This is a genomic window from Shewanella sp. SW32 (assembly GCF_025653365.1).
Taxonomy (GTDB): Bacteria; Pseudomonadota; Gammaproteobacteria; order Enterobacterales; family Shewanellaceae; genus Shewanella; species Shewanella oncorhynchi.
The window spans coordinates 30,995-52,049 of record NZ_JAKKSJ010000035.1 but is presented as its reverse complement, the minus strand read 5'-3'; the positions used below and the strand labels follow the sequence as shown (position 1 = coordinate 52,049).

The window sequence follows — 21,055 nt, the reverse complement described above, 5'->3', positions numbered from 1 at the left end:
AAACCAGTTGCACTGGGTGCTGGATGTGAGTTTAGGTGAGGATGCGTGCCAGATATACCGTGGTAATGCAGCGACTAATCTTGCCACGATGCGACACTTTGGTTTGAATATGTTACGCGCTGAGAAGCGAAAAATGAGTATCAGAAGAAAGCAGCGTCAGGCATTGATGAATGAGGCTTATTTGGATGCGGTGCTTGAAGCCGGCATGAGTGTGGTTATTAAATGACCACTCGTAATCTCACCCTGGGGCACAATGACAATAAATATCGCGCAACAGGTAATACAACGAGCTTTGGGAAAATATGTGTAATCGGCTATTACAAGCCGGCTCTAGGAGAACTAACTCGAAAACATATTGCTGTTCCTGCTTTCCTGCTTTTCCCTATCCCGAGTTCTGGTTAATCAACAACGCCATGCTAGTTGATCATGAATATGGCTCATGTTCTATGTGAAATAAAACCGTTTTTGTTCATGTGCCGAACCACGTATAAATGACTCCAAGCGAAATATTAGACAAGCTTGAAGTTGCACCCTAGCTAAGCCATCAGGACTTAAGTCATCGGCACTTAAGTTAAATAGAACCTCAGACAGAACACAAATAATGTCTATCAGAGTCGGGTCGAGAAGCTAGAAGCGCAGGGCATAAACTCAGGTTTGAAATCAGGCAATGGGATACTGGATCACTATGAATAAGCATTTTACATTTACGATTAACAGCATTTGTCTTGATGAAAATTATCATCCCTCAGACAAGACGCGTATCACGACCAACTTTGCTAATTTGGCCAGAGGCAGTCATCGCCAAGCGAACTTACGCAACGCGTTAAAGATGATTGATAACAGTTTTAATGCCTTAGCGCATTGGGATAACCCTAAAGGCGAACGTTATAGCGTCGAGTTGGAAATCATCTCCGTTAATTTGGATATTGACGGCAGTGGTCAAACCTTCCCATCGATTGAAGTATTGAAAACCAATATTGTTGATCATAAAACCAATAAACGTATTGAAGGCATTGTCGGCAATAACTTTTCATCTTACGTACGCGATTATGACTTTAGCGTGTTACTGGCAGAACATAATAAGGGCCAAGCCAAATTTAGTATTCCAGATGATTTTGGTGGTCTACATGGCAAGCTATTTCAGTCTTTTGTTAATTCTGATGCTTACAAACAGAATTTTAATAAGCCACCGGTTATCTGCCTCAGTGTGTCGGATAATAAAACCTACCATAGAATTGAGAATCAGCATCCCGTATTAGGGGTTGAATATCAGCCAAATGAATCGTCTTTAACTGAGCAATATTTCAAAAAAATGGGCTTACAGGTGCGCTATTTTATGCCGCCAAATAGCGTGGCGCCGTTAGCTTTTTATTTCTTTGGTGATTTGCTCAATGATTACACCCATCTTGAGTTGATAAGCACCATCAGCACTATGGGAACTTTTCAAAAAATCTATCGCCCTGAGATTTATAATGCCAATGCTGTTGCAGGAAAATGCTATCAACCTAATTTGAAAAATCTGGATCATTCACTGACTCAAATTGTTTATGACCGAGCAGAACGTAGCCAATTGGCGAATGAGCAAGGCAAATTTGCAGCGGAGCACTTTATCAAACCCTATCAAACGTTTTTTGAACAATGGTCTGCTAATTACCTTTAGTCGCTCTGCGCTTAATCGTCACGCTCAATAATTAACCCAATACGGCATCATTATCATGACAACACGACTTAATAAAACATCGCTTAACCAGACCCTGATTAACAACAGACTGTTACCGACTTCAACTGCGGGCAGTTTGCCTAAACCTTTATGGCTTGCAGAGCCTGAAACACTTTGGTCTCCATGGAAATTGCAAGGAGAGGAATTAATTACCGGTAAACACGATGCACTGCGTTTGTCATTACAGGATCAACAGCTAGCGGGGATTGATATTGTCAGTGATGGCGAGCAAACGCGGCAACATTTTGTCACTACCTTTATTGAGCACCTCAACGGCGTTGATTTTTCAAAACGTAAAATCGTTAAAATTCGTGATCGCTATGATGCAAGCGTGCCCACGGTTGTCGGCCCAGTGAGCCGCCAAAAGTCGGTGTTTGTTGAAGATGCCAAATTTTTACGCAAGCAAACTACGCAACCGATTAAATGGGCGCTGCCTGGCCCAATGACCATGATAGATACGCTTTATGATGACCATTATAAAAGCCGCGAAAAGCTCGCGTGGGAATTTGCCATAATTCTTAATGAGGAAGCCAAAGAATTAGAGGCGGCGGGTGTTGATATTATCCAATTTGATGAGCCTGCCTTTAATGTGTTTTTTGATGAGGTAAACGAGTGGGGCATTGCGTGTTTAGAAAGAGCCATTGAAGGGCTTAAATGCGAAACGGCGGTACACATTTGTTATGGTTATGGCATCAAAGCCAATACAGATTGGAAAAAAACCTTGGGCTCAGAGTGGCGCCAATATGAAGAAGTGTTTCCTAAACTGCAAAAGTCTAATATCGATATTATCTCGCTAGAATGTCACAACTCCCATGTGCCAATGGAGCTACTTGAGCTCATTCGCGGTAAAAAAGTCATGGTCGGCGCGATTGATGTCGCCACCGACACGATTGAAACCGCTGAGGAAGTGGCTGACACCCTACGAAAAGCCCTTAAATTTGTCGATGCCGACAAGCTCTATCCTTGTACCAATTGCGGCATGACGCCTTTATCCCATCAAGTCGCTAGAGGCAAACTCAACGCCTTAAGTGCGGGCGCAGAGATCGTCAGAAAAGAGCTCTTGGCATTAAGATAAGACGGTTGCTGTCTTTTTTACAGCAGCATGTTTTATAGCAGCATGAATCCAGCTTTGTTGAAAGAATATCGACGTAAGTATTAAAAAAACGGGATTGGCATTCTGATGCCAATCCCGTTTTCATTTCTAAGCTCTTACATTGAGTGCTTAGGCTTATGCCTTGTCTTAGCGCTTATTCACCAAGCTTTGGTGTACGTGGCGGGATCATGCGCCGGTCACCTGTTGACTCAAATGCACCGGCAAATTTAAGCAGGTTATTATCGTCATAGGCGCGACCTGCGAAGGTCAAACCGACTGGCATGCCAATATCGGCCATCACGCCCATAGGTACAGTCACTGTCGGTACCCCTAAGTGACGAATTGCTAGGTTACCGTTAGCGACCCAAACTCCATTGCTCCACGCAATATCGGCTGATGCCGGATTCACATGGGCATCGGCGGGGCCGACATCTGCCACGGTTGGGAATAGCACTGCATCGAGCTTTAGCCCGTCCATCCAGTCTTCGAGATCTAGCTTACGCGTCTTCTCTAAGCCACGCAGCCCATCGGGAATGCTGTCAATTTGGTCATAGGATTTAAGACCACGCTTGGCCATGTTGACGTACTCTTCCATGCCTGCCGCTAAGTCACCTTCACGATTTGGCAAGGTGCCAAGATCATGGGGGAATATCAAATGCCCAACAACATCAGCCAGCTTGTTGAGTTTAGGGTCATTGTTAGCCCGAAGGAACTCATCGAACGCCCAACCCGAGAGTTCCCATAATTCATCATGGAGGAACTGAGGCGTGACTATGCCACGGTTAAACACGGTCGGCGCGCCGGGACGATCGCCTTCACAATTTGATACCAGCGGAAAATCCACTTCAATCACTTCGGCGCCAGCGGCTTCTAAGGCTTTACGAGCCGCTTCCCATAGTTCGATAACCGATTGGCGGGTATGAATACGTTGACCCGTTGGGCCGCCGATACCTGGGTTTTCGCTAGTGCCAGCCAATTCATCTTTATTGATGTACATGCGCGGCACGCCAAAACGCTTGCCTTTAAGCGTATCGGCGCTAGCCGCCAGCGCCAGATAAGATTCTGGGCGAACTGTCGAGGCTTTAGGGATTTGGACCCAAGGTTGCAGGCGCCAGAGATCGCCACCGGTGATAGGATCGTCGGCCACAATCACATCGAGCACTTCAAGCATATCTGCCATAGTGCGGGTGTAAGGCACGACCACGTCCATGGTCGGGGTTAACGGCCAGTTACCACGCACGGAAATCACACCGCGAGAGGGGGTATAGGCGCACAGGCCGTTATTAGATGCTGGACCACGGCCACTCGACCAAGTTTCTTCAGCAAGACCGAAAGCCGAGTAGCTTGCCGCTGTGCCCGTGCCCGCCCCATTAGAAGAGCCCGAAGCAAACGGTGCAGTAAGATACTCAGCATTGTATGGGCTTTCAGCGCGGCCATAGTGACCACGCTGCATACCGCCATTGGCCATAGGTGGCATATTGGTTTTGCCTAGGCAAATGGCACCCGCGGCGCGTAGGCGCTCAACGGCGAAGGCATCGTATTGTGCCACTAAATCCTTAAAGGCTGGACTGCCAGACGCCGCTGTCAGCCCCTTCACCAAATAGCTATCCTTAGCGGTGTAAGGAATACCCTCAAGTGGGCTCAGTATTTCACCACGGGCGCGGCGCGCATCTGACGCCTCAGCTTCTTTGAGCGCATCGGGATTGTGTACCACTAACGCATTGAGCTTAGTCTTTGTCGCAGGACCGTCATAGGCCTCAACTCGCGCGAGGAACGATTTAACCAACTCCACTGCGGTGGTGCGGCCAGATTCGAGCGCAGCACGCAGCTCGGCAATAGAAACTTCAGTAACTTCAAACATCTTACACCCTCCCGCTGAAAGCCAATTGTGGTGTAATAACAGTGACATCAATCGTCATGCTGTTCTCCTTGGGTTACTTTCCAGCAGGGATTTGCTGAGTAATACAATGGATATTACCGCCACCTAATAAAATCTCACGGGCTGGCACACCCACAATTTCATGCTCTGGGAAGATTTCCTGCAGTTTTTCGGCTGCGATATCATCGGTTGCAGGATCAAGCAACGGGAACACGATGCGATTATTGGTGATTAAAAAGTTCACATAAGAACCGGCTAAACGCTCACCCGCCGTGCGTGGCACGCCAGTGCCTTCAGCCACACCTTTTGATTCTTCTTCGGTGCAATATAGCGGCCCCGGTTGTGGCAATAGATGGATTTTTAACTTACGGCCTTTGGCGTCCACGGTATTTTGCAGTACATCGAGCGCGGCTTTTGAGCGTGGATATTGTGGGTCAGCTTCATCATCGGTCCAGTGCAGAATGACTTCACCAGGGCGAGCAAAACAGCACATATTGTCGATATGGCCATCGGTCTCATCCATATACACGCCATCTTGCAACCAGATAAACTGCTTAACATTCAAATAGTCATGCAGTAAGTCTTCAATCTGTTCTTTGGTCAGATCCGGGTTACGGTTGGCATTAAGTAAACATTCGGCACTCGTCATACAAGTGCCTTCACCATCGACATGGATGGAGCCACCTTCGAGGATCAGCGGCGCGCTGTAACGGGCAAAACCATGCTGCGCAAGCATTTGCTGCGCGACTTGCTCGTCCTTATCCCATGGAAAGTACAAACCACCGTTATGGCCGCCCCAAGCGTTAAAGCCCCAATCAACACCACGGCATTCGCCCTTGTCATTCACAACGACGGTTGGCCCAGTATCGCGCGCCCAGCAGTCGTCGCTATCCATTTCAACCAGAGTGACATGGGATGGCATTACCGTTTTGGCTTGTGCTAAAAAGGCTTTTGGAACACCCATATAAACCGGCGTTGCTGCACCAATGGCATCGGCCACCTTAGCAAAGGTCGCCTGAGCAAAAGAGGCTGCAGCGCGCCAGTTATCGGGACGATAGGGCCAAATCATCCACACGGCTTGCTGCGCCGCCCATTCGGCAGGCATGTAAAAACCATCTTGGGATGGCTTAGTCGTTAACGGCGTGGCATCCACTGTCACGTTTGTCATGAGTTTTGTCTCCAGTAATGCTTAAAAACGATAAGGGTGTGCGTCCTAACATCGGACGACAGAATCGAAATATACCTAACATCAATCAAATGAATAAATTGAAGGACCGCATTTATCATGTGCATAGTTTGGCCGCAATTGTCAGGTCTTCACTCGGTGAGTTTTAGCTTCATTGAAATATTGCTGCGTATCTTATCATTTAAGATGGCTTGCGCTAAATACTTGTATGCAGGACATAGATGAGAATTTGTTGGGGAGGAAGGTTGTCAATTTATTGCTCACGAGATGAGTGAATTACGAAATGGAGCGAACGCTCTTTAGTTAAAATAAGTCTTAGTTGAAATACGTCACTAAAATCTGATCTCAGCATCAAAATAGCACTTTTATTTTACCTAGCTTATCATCATCGCTTTATTGTAGCCTTTTGCTAAAAAACACTGCGGAGGCGTATTTTTTGTTCTTTCTCAATATTCGCCCGTTGCAGTATTTATCTTTAAAGGATATCAGCATGACTTCCCACACGGCGCCATTAACCTCATTTTCTACTACTGAAACTTCTACAATGGAACCTGCTACCACGGAACCTTCTACAACGGGATTTTCTATAACAGATGTTGAGCCGCTGCTTAACATTATGGAAAAACTGCGTGATCCGCACACGGGTTGCCCGTGGGATAAAGCGCAAACCTTTCAAACTATAGTGCCTTTTACTTTAGAGGAAGCCTATGAAGTTGCCGATACCATAGAGCGTTTAGCCTGGGATGAGTTACCCGATGAACTCGGGGATTTGTTATTTCAAATCGTATTCTATTGTCAGCTTGGTAAAGAGCAAGGCAAGTTTGATTTTTCGAGCGTGATTGAGAAAATCAGCGACAAGTTAACCCGTCGTCATCCCCATGTGTTCGGTGAGCAAAATCCGCAAATAGGCGATAGCGCCCAAGCGATGAAAGCCAATTGGGAGGCGATTAAAGCGATTGAGCGTGAACAAAAAGCCCTGCAAGTCGCGGGTGAAACCCAAGCAGATACTGTGGTTTCTGCGTTAGACAATATTCCGCGTACCCAACCTGCGCTGTCGCGCTCAATCAAAATTCAGCAAAGGGTGGCGCGAGTCGGTTTCGATTGGGCCGAACTTGAACCTGTGGTCGCTAAAATCCATGAAGAAATCGATGAAGTCTTGCATGAAGTGAATCAAGACGAGCAAGACCAAGCGAAAGTGCAGTCCGAAATGGGCGACTTGCTGTTTGCCGTGGTGAATTTAGCTCGACATCTTAAGGTCGATCCAGAACAAGCGTTGCGCCAAGCCAATCTTAAATTTGAACGCCGTTTTCGCGGTGTAGAACAGTTGGCCAGTGACAGCGGTAAAAGCATGGAAGAGCACACATTAATGGAGCTCGATGCCTATTGGGACCAAGTAAAAGCGACAGAGACGAGATAAACGGCAAATTATCCCGATTGGTGTTTGTCGAATCGCGCCGCCTTTGGTATACTACTGCCCCGTCCTAGTGCTTTCTTACAAGCACGTATTTTCAAACTCATTTTCTCAGGTTCAGCATGACTACAAGGTATATCTTCGTTACTGGTGGCGTTGTTTCATCACTAGGTAAAGGCATTGCAGCAGCATCATTAGCTGCAATTTTAGAGGCCCGCGGTCTCAATGTAACCATCATGAAACTGGACCCTTACATTAACGTTGATCCGGGTACCATGAGCCCAACCCAACATGGCGAAGTATTTGTTACTGAAGACGGTGCAGAAACAGATCTCGACTTGGGTCACTACGAGCGTTTCATCCGTACTAAGATGAATCGCCGTAATAACTTCACTACCGGTCGTATTTACGAAGAAGTATTACGTAAAGAACGTCGTGGCGATTATTTGGGCGCAACCATTCAGGTTATCCCACACATCACTAATGCGATTAAAGAAAAAGTATTAGCAGGTGGCGAAGGCCATGATGTCGCTATCGTCGAAATCGGCGGTACTGTGGGTGATATCGAATCCTTGCCGTTCCTAGAGTCTATCCGTCAGCTCGGTGTTGAGCTGGGTCGTGATCGTACTCTGTTCATGCATTTAACCTTAGTGCCTTTCTTAGGTGCTGCAGGCGAAGTGAAAACTAAGCCAACTCAACACTCAGTGAAAGAGCTGCGTTCTATCGGTATTGCACCAGATGTGCTGGTTTGCCGTGGTGATCGTGCGATTCCTGCGAATGAAAAAGCCAAAATTTCGCTGTTCTGTAACGTCGAAGAGCGTGCGGTTATTTCATTAAAAGATGTTGATAGTATTTATAAAATCCCAGCTTTGTTACGTTCACAAGGTTTGGATGACTTAGTGGTTAAGCGTTTCGGTTTAGAATGCCGTGAAGCGGATCTGTCTGAGTGGGAAAATGTGATTTATCAAGAAGCTAATCCAAACGGCGAAGTCGTTATTGGTATGGTGGGTAAATACATTGAACTGCCAGATGCCTATAAGTCAGTCAACGAAGCATTAAAACACGCAGGCCTTAAAAACCGCGTATCAGTGACCATCAAGTATATTGATTCACAAACCGTAGAAGCTAAAGGCGAAGAAGTCTTACAGGGCTTAGACGGTATCTTAGTACCAGGCGGTTTTGGCGAGCGTGGTGTTGAAGGTAAGATACTGGCGGCAAAATTTGCCCGTGAAAACAATCTACCGTATTTCGGTATTTGTTTAGGTATGCAAGTTGCTCTGATTGAATTTGCGCGTAATGTTGCTGGCATGGCTGATGCACATTCAACTGAATTCAATAAAGAAACACCATTCCCAGTGGTGGGTTTGATCACTGAATGGATTGACGAAGAAGGTAATGTTGAGCAGCGCCATGAGGCGTCTGACTTAGGTGGCACTATGCGTTTAGGCGCTCAATTGTGTCATTTACTCGAGGGTTCAAAAGCGGCTCAAGCCTACAAAGGCAACAGCTGTGTAGAACGTCACCGTCATCGTTACGAAGTGAACAACAAATACAGAGAGCGTTTAGAGCAAGCTGGCATGATCTTCAGCGGTTTGTCTTCTGATCGTAAACTGGTTGAAATGATCGAATTAAAAGATCACCCATGGTTTGTTGCAGGTCAATTCCATCCTGAATTCACCTCAACTCCGCGCGATGGTCACCCATTGTTCGAAGGGTTTATTGCTGCGGCAAGTGCGCATCAAAAACGTGATCTGAAGTAAGAATATTTGAGGCCGGACCCGCGACAGTGGTGCCGGCCTTTTGCTACACTCGTCGCGACTTGAAACATAAGAACTTAATACCTCTGGGTATAAACAGCATGCGTACTAGTTGCATCTGTATGGACGCAAACCGTAAATGGAATTTGGTTATTTTCTGCGGTATGTGACTTCCATTTATTCCCATAGGTATTGGTTTTTTCTTTTATCTTTAAACTTAAATCGAGGGTGTTATGGCTAAGATTATTAACGTGATTGGTCGCGAGATTATGGATTCTCGTGGTAACCCAACAGTTGAAGCTGAAGTGCATTTAGAAGGTGGTTTTGTCGGTATGGCGGCAGCGCCTTCTGGTGCATCTACCGGTAGCCGCGAAGCGTTAGAATTACGTGATGGCGATAAGAGCCGTTATTTAGGCAAAGGCGTATTAACCGCTGTTGCTAACGTAAACGGTGTCATCCGCGCTGCATTATTAGGCAAAGATGCGACTGCACAAGCTGAGCTTGATCAAATCATGATCGACTTAGATGGCACAGAAAACAAAGACAAGTTAGGCGCAAACGCGATTCTGGCTGTGTCTTTAGCGGCTGCTAAAGCAGCAGCAGCATCTAAAGGTATTCCTTTATACGCGCATATCGCTGAATTAAACGGTACACCAGGCCAATATTCTATGCCTGTGCCTATGATGAATATCTTAAACGGTGGCGAGCACGCGGATAACAACGTTGATATCCAAGAATTCATGGTGCAACCTGTTGGCGCGAAAACCTTCCGTGAAGCACTGCGCATGGGCGCTGAAATCTTCCATACGCTGAAAAAAGTATTGCACGACAAAGGTCTAAGCACTTCTGTAGGTGACGAAGGTGGTTTTGCACCTAACTTAGCGTCAAACGCTGATGCGTTAGCCATTATCAAAGAAGCGGTTGAACTGGCTGGCTACAAGTTAGGTACGGATGTGACCTTAGCGCTAGATTGCGCCGCATCTGAATTCTACAAAGACGGCAAATACGATTTAGCGGGCGAAGGCAAAGTATTCGACTCGAACGGTTTCTCTGATTTCTTAAAATCATTGGCTGACCAATATCCAATCGTGTCTATCGAAGACGGCTTAGACGAATCAGATTGGGATGGTTGGGCTTACCAAACTCAAATCATGGGCGACAAGATCCAATTAGTGGGCGACGATTTATTCGTTACTAACACTAAAATCTTAACCCGTGGTATCGAGAACGGTATTGCTAACTCAATCCTTATCAAATTCAACCAAATCGGTTCATTGACTGAGACTTTAGCGGCCATTCGCATGGCGAAAGAAGCGGGTTACACTGCAGTGATTTCACACCGTAGTGGTGAAACTGAAGATTCAACCATTGCTGACTTAGCCGTAGGTACTGCTGCTGGCCAAATCAAAACCGGTTCACTGTGTCGTTCTGACCGTGTTGCTAAGTACAACCAATTGCTGCGCATCGAAGAGCAATTAGGTGAAAAAGCCCCATACCGTGGTTTGAAAGAGATCAAAGGTCAGGCGTAATTTAATATTTGATGTAAAAAGGCCACCACTTGGTGGCCTTTTTTGTTGTACTATCTGCTGTATATTTTTTTAATCCAAGATACTGACGCTAATTCCTCCATGAAATTTTTTGTCATTGCACTCATAGTGCTACTCGGTGTACTGCAATTCCGTCTTTGGTCGGGAGGTAATAGTCTTCCTGAATATTTCGTTCTGCAAAAACAAATTGCCGCCCAGCAAGAAGGTAACGCCAAACTCAATGAGCGTAACCAAGTGCTGAAGGAAGAAATCATCGATCTGAAAAGTGGTACAGAAGCCATCGAAGAGCGCGCACGCAACGAACTTGGCATGGTTAAAGAAGGCGAGACCTTCTATCGCGTCGTGGGTGGTGAGCGCTCGGTATCGAGTCCATCTCAGTAATATGGAGTTAGGATGACAGAGCTAGGACATTTAGATCTTGGATTAAATGAACAATCCAATCCCGATAGTCAATCTGATCTGGTAACACAAATTGAATTGCAGCGCCAAGCTGAGCATGTCACTCAAGCTGTGGTTGCCATCGTTCCTGCTGCGGGCATAGGTAGCCGTATGGGCGCCGACAGACCTAAGCAATATCTTGAGGTGTGCGGCCAGAGTATTCTTGCTCATACCTTAGATAAGCTCTTGTCCCATCCGCACATTTCTCAAGTGATCGTCGCCTTACATTCGAACGATACTATCTTCGATACCTTGCCACAGGCCGTGCACCCCAAATTGATTACAGTATTAGGTGGCGGTGAGCGCGCTGATTCTGTGTTGGCGGCGCTGCAAATTGCGCCCGAGCACAGTTGGGCCTTAGTGCATGATGCGGCAAGACCTTGTTTAACCGCGACGGATATCGACAAGTTACTCGCATCCAGAGTGCAATTCCCCCAAGGTGCTATTTTGGCAATGCCTGTACGCGATACCATGAAGCGCGCGAATAAACAGGGTGAAATCAGTGCCACTGTGTGCCGCGATAATTTATGGCATGCATTGACGCCGCAGTTATTTCCAGCGCAGCAATTAAAAAATTACCTCAATGCGGCTCTGGCTGCAGGTGCGGTAGTCACAGATGAGGCTTCTGCGATGGAATGGGCGGGGATATCACCCGGACTCGTTTCGGGCCGTGCTGATAATATAAAAGTAACGCATCCCGACGATTTAGGGCTAGCCGAACTGTTTTTGATGCGTGCCGTTAAATAGTCATAATTAAAGTAAAATAATACGTTAGGAATATTAAATGAAAATCCGTATCGGCCATGGTTTCGATGTGCATAAATTTGGTGCGGCGCGGCCACTTATCCTTTGTGGCGTGGAAGTACCCTATGAAACAGGCCTAGTCGCACATTCAGATGGTGATGTGGTACTGCATGCGATTTCCGATGCCATCCTCGGTGCTTTAGCGCTCGGTGACATAGGAAAACATTTTCCCGATACCGATGCCGCCTATAAGGGGGCCGATAGCCGCGTATTGCTGCGTCATTGCTATGCTTTAGCGAGAGCGAAAGGCTTTGTGCTAGGCAATCTTGACGTCACTATCATAGCCCAAGCTCCTAAAATGGCACCGCACATAGAGGCAATGCGCCAGATATTAGCCGCCGATTTAACCGCGGAACTTGACGATATTAATGTCAAAGCGACCACGACTGAACAGCTTGGATTTACCGGGCGTAAAGAAGGTATTGCGGTAGAAGCCGTGGTACTTATGGCCCGCAAACACGATTAACTTAAGAGTAAAAAAGTCCCATGAGCGAATTACATTATCTGTATGGTAAGCCTTTAGGTACAGCAGATCTAAGAACCCAAAATAGCGATTTTATCGTGAAAGAGATTTTGCCTTTTAGCCCGACGGGTGAAGGTGAACATCATATGCTGCATGTACGCAAAGAAGGGCTAAATACAGTACAAGTCGCGGAAATGATCGCTAAGTTTGCTAAGGTGCATCCAAAGGAAGTGACCTATGCTGGGCAAAAAGATAAAAATGCCATCACAGAACAGTGGTTCGGTGTGCGTATTCCTGGTAAAGAAACGCCTGCTTGGAAGGAGCTCAATAGCGAGCGTTTGACTATATTGTCGAGCAGCCGCCACAGCAAGAAACTGCGAATTGGTGCCTTAGTCGGTAACCGCTTTATTCTTACCCTGAGAAATGTCACCCAAGTGGAAGACATTATCAGTCGTATCGAAAAGGTCGCTCAAGTGGGCGTGCCCAATTACTTTGGTGAGCAGCGCTTTGGTCACGATGGCAAAAACTTAGTGTTTGGTCGCCAAATGATGGCGGGTAAAAAAGTGAAAGACAGAAATAAGCGCAGCATATATTTGTCTGCCGTGCGCTCAAATCTGTTTAACACTGTAGTGTCGTACCGTTTAGCCAACCATGGCACTAAGCCTTTGGCGGGTGATTGTGTGATGTTAGCGGGCAGCAAAAGCTTCTTCGTGACGCCTGAATGGGATCTTATCGTATTGAAGCGTCTGATTGAAAAAGACATTCAACTCTCTGCACCATTGTGGGGGCGCGGCATGATGCTACCCCAAGGTGAAGCTGCTGCGGTGGAAACCTTAGCCATGAGTGAGTTAGCTGACGATTGCTATGGTTTAGAGCACGCCGGATTAGAGCAAGAACGCCGTCCGTTATTGCTTGAGCCCCAAGGCCTTAAATACGAACAAACCGCCGATGGCTTAGTGCTGGAGTTTGTGTTGCCTGCGGGCAGTTTTGCAACATCGTTATTGAGAGAGTTGGTTAATTATCAAGATGTTAAAGAGCAGCAATGGCAAGCGACATTGGTGCAGGAGCCTGCGCCTGAGGTAATTAACGCTAACGTAGTGGCTAACACTGATACTGTTAAGACTGAAGCAGAGTCATGATCCGTATCCTTGTTAGCAATGACGATGGGATTAATGCTCCAGGTATCAAAGCCTTATCTGAGGCTTTGGCTGAAATTGCGACAGTGCTGACTGTGGGGCCGGATCGAAATTGCTCTGGTGCGAGCAACTCATTAACCTTGACTAATCCATTAAGAATTAATAGGTTAGATAATGGCTATATTTCCGTTCACGGTACACCGACAGATTGCGTCCATTTGGCTATCCGAGAATTATGTGATGGCGAACCTGATATGGTGGTGTCTGGCATCAATGCGGGGGCAAATATGGGCGATGACACCTTATATTCGGGGACGGTTGCCGCCGCGATGGAAGGACGCTTTTTAGGTTTTCCTGCAATAGCGATTTCGCTTAATGGCCGTAAATTCGAACATTATCAATCGGCTGCTGTTTATGCTCGGCGGATAGTTCAAGGTTTGTTGGCCCAGCCTTTGGCAAAAGATCAGATCTTAAATGTGAATGTGCCTGACTTGCCACTTGATCAAATTAAAGGCATCAAAGTGACTCGCCTCGGCGCTCGTCATAAGGCCGAAGGCATAGTGCGAACGCAAGATCCTGCCGGACGTGAAATCTTCTGGCTTGGTCCACCGGGACAAGAGCAGGATGCCACAGAGGGCACTGATTTTCATGCTATCGCCAATGGCTATGTTTCAATTACGCCCTTAACGGTTGACTTAACCGCCTACGGACAACTAACGGCATTGCAAAATTGGGTAGATAAAATATGACTCGAGTTGCCTTAACATCGGCGGTGAATTTAGCTAAAAAGCTTCAAGATGCGGGGATCCGTAATCAAGCCGTGTTAAAGGCGATATCGCATACGCCGCGAGAAATGTTTCTCGATAATGCGCTAGCCCATAAAGCCTATGAAAATACGGCTTTGCCAATTGGACAAGGGCAAACTATTTCGCAGCCTTATATCGTTGCCCGTATGAGCGAACTCTTACTGCACAAGATGCCACAGCGAGTGTTAGAAGTGGGGACTGGATCGGGCTATCAGGCAGCCATTTTGGCTCAATTGGTGCCTCAGCTTTGTACTATCGAACGGATCAAAGGTCTACAAATTCAAGCAAGACAGCGTTTAAAACGATTAGATTTGCATAATGTGTCGTTTAAATATGGCGATGGTTGGTTGGGATGGGCTAATCGTAGTCCGTTCGATGCCATTATGGTAACTGCGGCGGCGGCGACTATACCAGAAGCTTTACTGTCTCAGTTGGCTGATGGAGGGGTGTTAGTCTTACCTGTGGGAGAGGATACTCAGCAATTGATGCGTATTACGCGCACTGCTGACCGCTTTAGTTCTGAAACCATTGAAACGGTTAAATTTGTACCTTTAATTAATGGAGAGTTAGCTTAACCTTGTGTTGTGCTACTGTGTTAAGCGAAGTGCTTGTTTTGCACAGAAGGCGTCATTTTTTCATCATAAACAGTAATACAACCTTACCAAGGAGTTTTTATTGTTGAATGCGGGTTTACTCTTAAACCTTTGCTTTATATTTCTGCTTGTAGGCTGTAGCTTTCAGGCCAGCAGACCCGCACCCGTCGAAAATATTTCCCATAGCTACTCTAAAAATAGCAAAGGCCACATTAAATCGAATTCATATAAAGTTAAAAAAGGTGACACTCTCTACTCTATTTCTTGGGGGGCAGGGAAAGACTTTTCTGAAATAGCTAAACTTAATCAATTAGATAACCCTTATACAATTTACCCTGGACAGATTTTATATTTAACTAATGCTAAATCTAGTAACCAATCAAAATCTACGACTTTAGATGGAAATATAACGGGTAATTCAGATGCTAACTCAAGTAAAAGTGATAAAAAACAATTAGATGATAAGGTTTATCAGTCTAATGCTAAGTCAAGTAACGATCTGAAAAAAACACTTGATCAGAAAGCTAAGCCCGCGTACCTTGTAACAAGTTCCCAACAAAACGTTAACCAACTAATGGTTCCACCCACCTCAACACTGCCAGCCAGTGTGAGTCAGTGGCAGTGGCCAGTAAGAGGTAAGTTAATCGGAACTTATTCTGCCAATGAGCAGGGAAATAAAGGTATTAAGATCGCGGGAAATCGGGGAGATATCATCAAAGCTGCTGCAGATGGGCGGGTGGTATACGCAGGAAGTGCTCTTAGGGGTTACGGTAATTTAGTGATTATTAAACATAGTGACGATTACCTTAGTGCTTATGCTCATACGGACAAGATCTTAGTCAAAGAAAAGCAACATGTCCTCGCAGGGCAGACTGTTGCAAAAATGGGCAATACAGGTGCCAATCGGGTAATGTTACATTTTGAAATTCGTTACCATGGACAGTCTGTAAACCCACTTACTTATTTACCTAAACAATGATTGTTTGGGGCCTTGTTGGCAAATGGAGGATAGGAAATTGCACTAATTCAGCAGTTTAATTAGGTTTGGGAGATTTGATCATGAGCCGCATAAATAGCACTGCCGCAGAAGCACTAGTAGATTTTTCCGTAGAAACCGTAGACTTTGATCTTGAAAAAGAAGAAGTTGCCACCGATCTAGTCCAAGAGCTAGGAATAGAACAACAGGTCCAAGATGACCTGCAAAAAAATCTTGATGCCACTCAACTTTATCTAGGTGAGATTGGTTTTTCCCCACTGCTTAGCGCAGAAGAAGAAGTTTACTTTTCCCGTAAGGCCTTAAAAGGTTGTGCAAAATCCCGTAATCGCATGATCGAAAGTAATTTACGTCTCGTCGTAAAAATTGCACGTCGTTACAATAACCGCGGCTTAGCACTGCTCGATCTTATCGAAGAGGGTAACTTAGGTTTAATTCGTGCCGTAGAAAAGTTCGACCCAGAAAGAGGTTTTCGTTTTTCAACCTATGCGACTTGGTGGATCAGACAGACGATTGAACGCGCTATCATGAATCAAACTCGTACTATTCGTTTGCCGATTCATGTTGTTAAAGAACTCAACGTATACTTGCGCACAGCCCGCGAATTAGCACAAAAACTGGATCATGAACCTACAGCGGAAGAAATTGCTGAAAAACTGCAAGTTTCTAGCTCTGATGTGAGCCGCATGCTCAAGCTGAATGAAAAAATTACCTCTGTTGATACGCCTTTGGGGGGCGATAACGAGAAAGCATTATTAGATGTATTGGCCGATGATGATAGTGTTGGCCCTGACTATAAAGTGCAAGATGAAGACATCTCTAACTCTGTGGTGAAATGGCTTAACGAGTTGAACACAAAACAAAGAGAAGTATTAGCCCGTCGTTTTGGTTTGTTAGGTTATGAACCTTCTACGCTTGAAGATGTGGGGGCTGAGATTGGTTTAACCCGTGAACGTGTTCGTCAAATCCAAGTGGAAGCATTAAAACGCTTACGTGATTTATTGGGTTCTCAAGGTTTATCTGTTGAAGCTCTATTTAGAAACTAAAATCTGTCTTCTGGTGCCTTTCAGAGAAGCTATCCAGAAAATGTACTTAGTGTGAGATCACGTCATAAAGTAAAACGCCCACTATAGAGTGGGCGTTGTTATTTTTAGGCTTTTATTTAGATCACCTGATGTTTAGCTCAAGCGTTTCAGTTCATAGAGCAAATCAAGCGCTTGTTTTGGCGTTAAGTTATCGGGATTAATGCTACTTAATTTAGTCAAAGCTGGATTTTCAACCGGTTCAGGTAAAGCGAGTAAGCTTTGAATGGGCGTCCTCGTTCCTTCTGGTTGATGATCGCGACTCTCCAATTGCTGCAATTTATGTTTCGCTGCTTTAATCACTTTGTTTGGCACGCCGGCAAGCGCCGCAACTTGTAAGCCGTAGCTTTTACTGGCGGCGCCTTCTTGTACTGCATGCATAAAGGCGATGGTATCATCGTGCTCTATGGCATCAAGGTGCACATTGTAAACACCTGCCATTAAGTCAGGTAATTGAGTTAGCTCAAAATAATGGGTGGCGAATAGGGTCATAGCCCCTACTTGCTGGACTAAATATTCCGCCGCCGACCAAGCTAGTGATAAACCATCATAGGTGGATGTTCCACGGCCGATTTCATCCATTAACACTAAACTACTGGCAGTGGCATTGTGCAGGATGTTGGCAGTTTCAGTCATTTCTACCATAAAGGTTGAGCGGCCAGAGGCCAGATCGTCTGATGCGCCAATACGGGTAAAGATGCGATCAATCGGGCCAATCAGGGCGCGATCTGCTGGAACAAAACAACCAATATGGGCCATCAGTGTAATCAAGGCGACTTGGCGCATATAGGTTGATTTACCGCCCATGTTAGGTCCAGTCACAATCAACATACGTCTTTGATTATGTAAGATTACTGGGTTAGCGATAAACGGCGTTTGGCTAACACGCTCCACCACTGGATGGCGACCTGCGCCTATTTGTACGCCGATATCTTGGCTCAGCTCTGGACAAGTGTAGCCCAAGGTTTCGGCACGCTCGGCAAAGTTACTCAGTACATCAAGCTCAGCCGCAGCTCTAGCAAAAGCCTGTAATTCATGTAATTTCGGCAGAATAAGATCGAATAACTGTTCCCATAACTGCTTTTCGAGTGCCAGCGCTTTACCTTGGCTCGAGAGGACTTTTTCTTCGTATTCCTTAAGTTCGGGCGTGATATAACGCTCCATATTCTTAAGTGTTTGGCGTCGTTGATAATTGAGCGGTACTTGTGAGGATTGCAGACGGCTCACTTCGATGTAATAGCCGTGTACGCGGTTATAGCCGACTTTAAGTGTATTGATGCCAGTACGTTCTTTTTCTCTGGCTTCAAGTTGTACTAAGTAATCACTCGCTCCTTCGCTCAGGCCGCGCCATTCATCTAGTTCGCTGTTGTAGCCTTCACGGATCACTCCGCCATCGCGGATAAGCATGGGAGGATTATCGACTATCGCGCGCTCAAGTAGGGCTTGCTCGGTGGGGAACTCACCTAAGTGTTGACGCAATTGAGTCGTGTGCGGCGCGCTCAGTGTACTTAAACTCTGTTGTAATTCAGGCAATAAGCCCAGTGCTTGACGTAAACGTGCAAAGTCTCTTGGGCGAGCGGTACGCAGCGCGAGTCTTGCCATGATACGTTCGATATCGCCAAGTGCCTTTAACTGCTCATGCAAACTTTCGTGGGCAGCGGTATCGAGGAGTTCAGTCACCGCCTGTTGGCGCGCCTTGATTTGTTTAGGATCTCGCAGAGGCTGATGGATCCAGCGTTGTAACATACGGCTGCCCATAGGCGTTGCCGTGTTATCTAATACTGCCGCTAAGGTATTATCGCGGCCACCGGCAAGGTTTTGAGTTAATTCTAAATTTCGGCGCGTTGCTGCATCGAGCACTATGCTATCGGTTTGATTGAAGCGGATAATGGCATTGATATGGGGCAGTGCCGTGCGCTGTGTGTCTTTGACATATTGCATCAAGCAACCCGCAGCTTGCAGTGATAAACGTGCATCTGCGATACCAAAACCATGTAAGTCTTTAGTGCCGAACTGGGCCAGTAGTAACTTGATACTCGTATCGTAATCAAATTCCCATTCAGGGCGACGACGTTTACCTTTAAAACCGTTAAGTAGACCTAGTTCGCCAAAGTCTTCACTGTAGAGGATTTCAACGGGATTAGTGCGTTGCAATTCCGCTTCTAATGACTCTCGCGTGTCGAGCTCTGCAATCACAAAACGTCCGGATGAAACATCTAATGTGGCATAACCAAAACCGACTTTACCTTGATAAACCGCGGCTAACAGATTGTCTTGGCGTTCTTGTAGCAACGCTTCGTCGGTTAAGGTGCCTGGTGTGACAATTCGCACCACTTTACGTTCTACGGGCCCTTTAGATGTCGCGGGATCGCCAATCTGTTCGCAAATCGCAACTGATTGACCAATTTGAACTAATTTTGCAAGATAGCCTTCCACAGCATGGTAAGGAAGTCCCGCCATCGGAATAGGATCGCCACCACTTTTACCGCGCGCAGTGAGTGAAATGCCTAATAGCTCAGAAGCGCGTTTAGCATCGTCATAAAACAACTCGTAGAAGTCACCCATGCGATAAAACAGCAACATATCGTGATGTTCTGCTTTCATCGTCAAGTACTGACGCATCATAGGAGTATGTTTTTCTAAATCATCGGTATCAATTACATTCATTAAATCGTTATCGTCCGTTGTGACTGCCTAAAGGCGATACAGTTTGTGTGGTTAAGGGTGATTAAGCGCTATGGAAGCGGAAGACTGCTGTACAATTTTCAGCTAAAAAGACCACGCAAAATTTGTTGCGCCAATCTTAGCAATAATTTAGCGAAAATTGAGCCCTTAACGATGGATATTGATCAAAGGGAGCTATTATCTGATTTGATATTCGCTAAAACCTTGGTCATATTAAAAATCCTATCAGCTAAAAATAATTCAGTCACAGGTCTTGATACTGTATGATTGTACAGTATACTAGTCAGCAGAATTAAGACAAAAAGCGCGGCTTTTTGAATTACCCGTTTGTAAATTGAATATCACTTTTGACAGCTTAATGCTTGTCTTGATGAGGGAACAGGAATGAAGGTCGATCCAAATAAAGAGAAAGCACTTGCTGCGGTATTGATCCAAATTGAGAAACAATTTGGTAAAGGCTCCATCATGAAGCTGGGCGAAGATCGCTCTATGGATGTTGAGACCATTTCTACCGGTTCTCTGTCTCTGGACGTTGCTTTAGGTGCTGGCGGTTTGCCAATGGGTCGTATCGTTGAGATCTATGGTCCTGAATCATCAGGTAAAACAACACTGACTTTAGAAGTGATTGCGGCAGCGCAACGTGAAGGCAAAACCTGTGCCTTTATCGATGCAGAGCATGCACTAGACCCTATTTATGCTAAAAAATTGGGCGTAGATATTGATAACCTGCTGTGTTCACAACCGGATACCGGCGAGCAAGCGCTTGAGATTTGTGATGCTTTAACTCGTTCAGGCGCTGTTGACGTTATCGTAGTCGACTCAGTGGCGGCATTAACGCCTAAAGCTGAAATCGAAGGCGAAATTGGTGATTCTCACATGGGCCTAGCGGCGCGTATGATGAGCCAAGCCATGCGTAAACTTGCGGGTAACTTAAAGCAATCTAACACCTTACTTATCTTCATCAACCAAATTCGGATGAAAATTGGTGTGATGTTCGGTAACCCAGAAACTACAACCGGTGGTAACGCGCTGAAGTTTTATGCTTCTGTTCGTCTAGACATTCGCCGCACTGGTGCCATTAAAGACGGCGATGAAGTGGTCGGTAACGAAACTCGCGTTAAAGTGGTGAAAAATAAGGTTGCAGCGCCGTTTAAGCAAGCTGAGTTCCAAATCCTTTATGGCCAAGGTATTAACCGTACTGGTGAGTTAGTAGACTTAGGTGTAGCCCATAAGTTGATTGAAAAAGCGGGCGCTTGGTACAGCTATAAAGGTGACAAAATCGGCCAAGGTCGTGCTAATGCTGGCAAATATCTGACTGAAAACCCAACTATTGCTGCTGAAATTGACAAGACGCTACGTGAGTTGCTTTTGAGTAATCCGAGTGCCTTGGCTGCCAAAGCTGATGATAGTACTGAGGACAATATTGATTTAGAGACAGGCGAAGTATTCTGAGTCAGTCAG

Annotated in this window: 17 protein-coding genes and 1 pseudogene; 15 read left to right on the top strand and 3 right to left on the bottom strand. The window is 45.9% G+C overall.

Annotated elements, in window-relative coordinates; all coding sequences use genetic code 11:
• The 3 genes and pseudogenes from L5M28_RS18775 to L5M28_RS18765 all read left to right on the top strand — a co-directional run.
• Positions 1–226 (top strand): annotated as a pseudogene (locus L5M28_RS18775) (ISAs1 family transposase); the annotation flags it as partial.
• Positions 227–685: 459 nt separating this feature from the next.
• A complete protein-coding gene (locus tag L5M28_RS18770) occupies positions 686–1,660 on the top strand; it encodes a DUF1852 domain-containing protein (protein WP_263173256.1) in 975 nt (324 codons plus the stop codon).
• Between the two features lie 55 nt (positions 1,661–1,715).
• Positions 1,716–2,795, top strand: coding sequence for a methionine synthase (locus L5M28_RS18765; RefSeq protein ID WP_263195711.1), 1,080 nt, complete (start codon positions 1,716–1,718; stop codon positions 2,793–2,795).
• A gap of 172 nt (positions 2,796–2,967) precedes the next feature.
• On the opposite strand, the gene L5M28_RS18760 is transcribed toward L5M28_RS18765, so the two are convergent.
• Together L5M28_RS18760 and aguA are read right to left on the bottom strand one after the other, a co-directional pair.
• Positions 2,968–4,674, bottom strand: a complete 1,707-nt coding sequence (locus L5M28_RS18760) for an amidase (protein WP_263204163.1) — start codon at positions 4,672–4,674, stop codon at positions 2,968–2,970.
• A 73-nt stretch (positions 4,675–4,747) separates the two neighbouring features.
• Complete coding sequence (gene aguA / locus L5M28_RS18755) at positions 4,748–5,860, bottom strand: agmatine deiminase (protein WP_263204162.1); 1,113 nt, start codon at positions 5,858–5,860, stop codon at positions 4,748–4,750.
• A 508-nt stretch (positions 5,861–6,368) separates the two neighbouring features.
• Here aguA and mazG point away from each other — a divergent pair.
• The 11 genes from mazG (at position 6,369) to rpoS (ending at position 16,873) form a co-directional block, all read left to right on the top strand.
• Entirely contained in the window at positions 6,369–7,295 is a 927-nt protein-coding gene (mazG, locus tag L5M28_RS18750; protein WP_263204161.1) for a nucleoside triphosphate pyrophosphohydrolase, read from the top strand.
• A 116-nt stretch (positions 7,296–7,411) separates the two neighbouring features.
• Positions 7,412–9,049 (top strand): CTP synthase, encoded by a 1,638-nt coding sequence (locus tag L5M28_RS18745; protein WP_012587102.1) that lies wholly within the window; start codon positions 7,412–7,414, stop codon positions 9,047–9,049.
• A 230-nt stretch (positions 9,050–9,279) separates the two neighbouring features.
• Positions 9,280–10,575: a phosphopyruvate hydratase gene (gene eno, locus L5M28_RS18740; protein ID WP_105251763.1), complete on the top strand. Its 1,296-nt coding sequence runs from the start codon at positions 9,280–9,282 to the stop codon at positions 10,573–10,575.
• A gap of 99 nt (positions 10,576–10,674) precedes the next feature.
• Positions 10,675–10,974, top strand: coding sequence for a cell division protein FtsB (gene ftsB / locus L5M28_RS18735; protein ID WP_105253074.1), 300 nt, complete (start codon positions 10,675–10,677; stop codon positions 10,972–10,974).
• A gap of 12 nt (positions 10,975–10,986) precedes the next feature.
• On the top strand, positions 10,987–11,778 hold the full coding sequence (ispD, locus tag L5M28_RS18730; protein WP_212601489.1) for a 2-C-methyl-D-erythritol 4-phosphate cytidylyltransferase: 792 nt from the start codon (positions 10,987–10,989) through the stop codon (positions 11,776–11,778).
• A gap of 37 nt (positions 11,779–11,815) precedes the next feature.
• A complete protein-coding gene (ispF, locus tag L5M28_RS18725) occupies positions 11,816–12,301 on the top strand; it encodes a 2-C-methyl-D-erythritol 2,4-cyclodiphosphate synthase (RefSeq protein ID WP_168822943.1) in 486 nt (161 codons plus the stop codon).
• Positions 12,302–12,321: 20 nt separating this feature from the next.
• Positions 12,322–13,437, top strand: a complete 1,116-nt coding sequence (truD, locus tag L5M28_RS18720) for a tRNA pseudouridine(13) synthase TruD (protein ID WP_263204160.1) — start codon at positions 12,322–12,324, stop codon at positions 13,435–13,437.
• A complete protein-coding gene (gene surE, locus L5M28_RS18715) occupies positions 13,434–14,183 on the top strand; it encodes a 5'/3'-nucleotidase SurE (RefSeq protein WP_105251808.1) in 750 nt (249 codons plus the stop codon). The genes truD and surE overlap by 4 nt, the downstream gene beginning before the upstream one ends.
• Positions 14,180–14,815, top strand: a complete 636-nt coding sequence (locus tag L5M28_RS18710) for a protein-L-isoaspartate(D-aspartate) O-methyltransferase (protein WP_028761363.1) — start codon at positions 14,180–14,182, stop codon at positions 14,813–14,815. The genes surE and L5M28_RS18710 overlap by 4 nt, the downstream gene beginning before the upstream one ends.
• Before the next feature lie 100 nt (positions 14,816–14,915).
• Complete coding sequence (locus L5M28_RS18705) at positions 14,916–15,812, top strand: peptidoglycan DD-metalloendopeptidase family protein (RefSeq protein WP_219251260.1); 897 nt, start codon at positions 14,916–14,918, stop codon at positions 15,810–15,812.
• Between the two features lie 80 nt (positions 15,813–15,892).
• Positions 15,893–16,873 (top strand): RNA polymerase sigma factor RpoS, encoded by a 981-nt coding sequence (gene rpoS / locus L5M28_RS18700; RefSeq protein WP_028761361.1) that lies wholly within the window; start codon positions 15,893–15,895, stop codon positions 16,871–16,873.
• 132 nt (positions 16,874–17,005) lie between these two features.
• On the opposite strand, the gene mutS is transcribed toward rpoS, so the two are convergent.
• The gene (mutS, locus tag L5M28_RS18695) at positions 17,006–19,576 is read right to left on the bottom strand and encodes a DNA mismatch repair protein MutS (protein ID WP_263204159.1); all 2,571 of its coding nucleotides are present in this window, start codon (positions 19,574–19,576) and stop codon (positions 17,006–17,008) included.
• A gap of 402 nt (positions 19,577–19,978) precedes the next feature.
• Here mutS and recA point away from each other — a divergent pair, with 402 nt between their 5' ends.
• Complete coding sequence (gene recA / locus L5M28_RS18690; protein ID WP_263181228.1) at positions 19,979–21,046, top strand: recombinase RecA; 1,068 nt, start codon at positions 19,979–19,981, stop codon at positions 21,044–21,046.
• Positions 21,047–21,055: the final 9 nt, after the last annotated feature.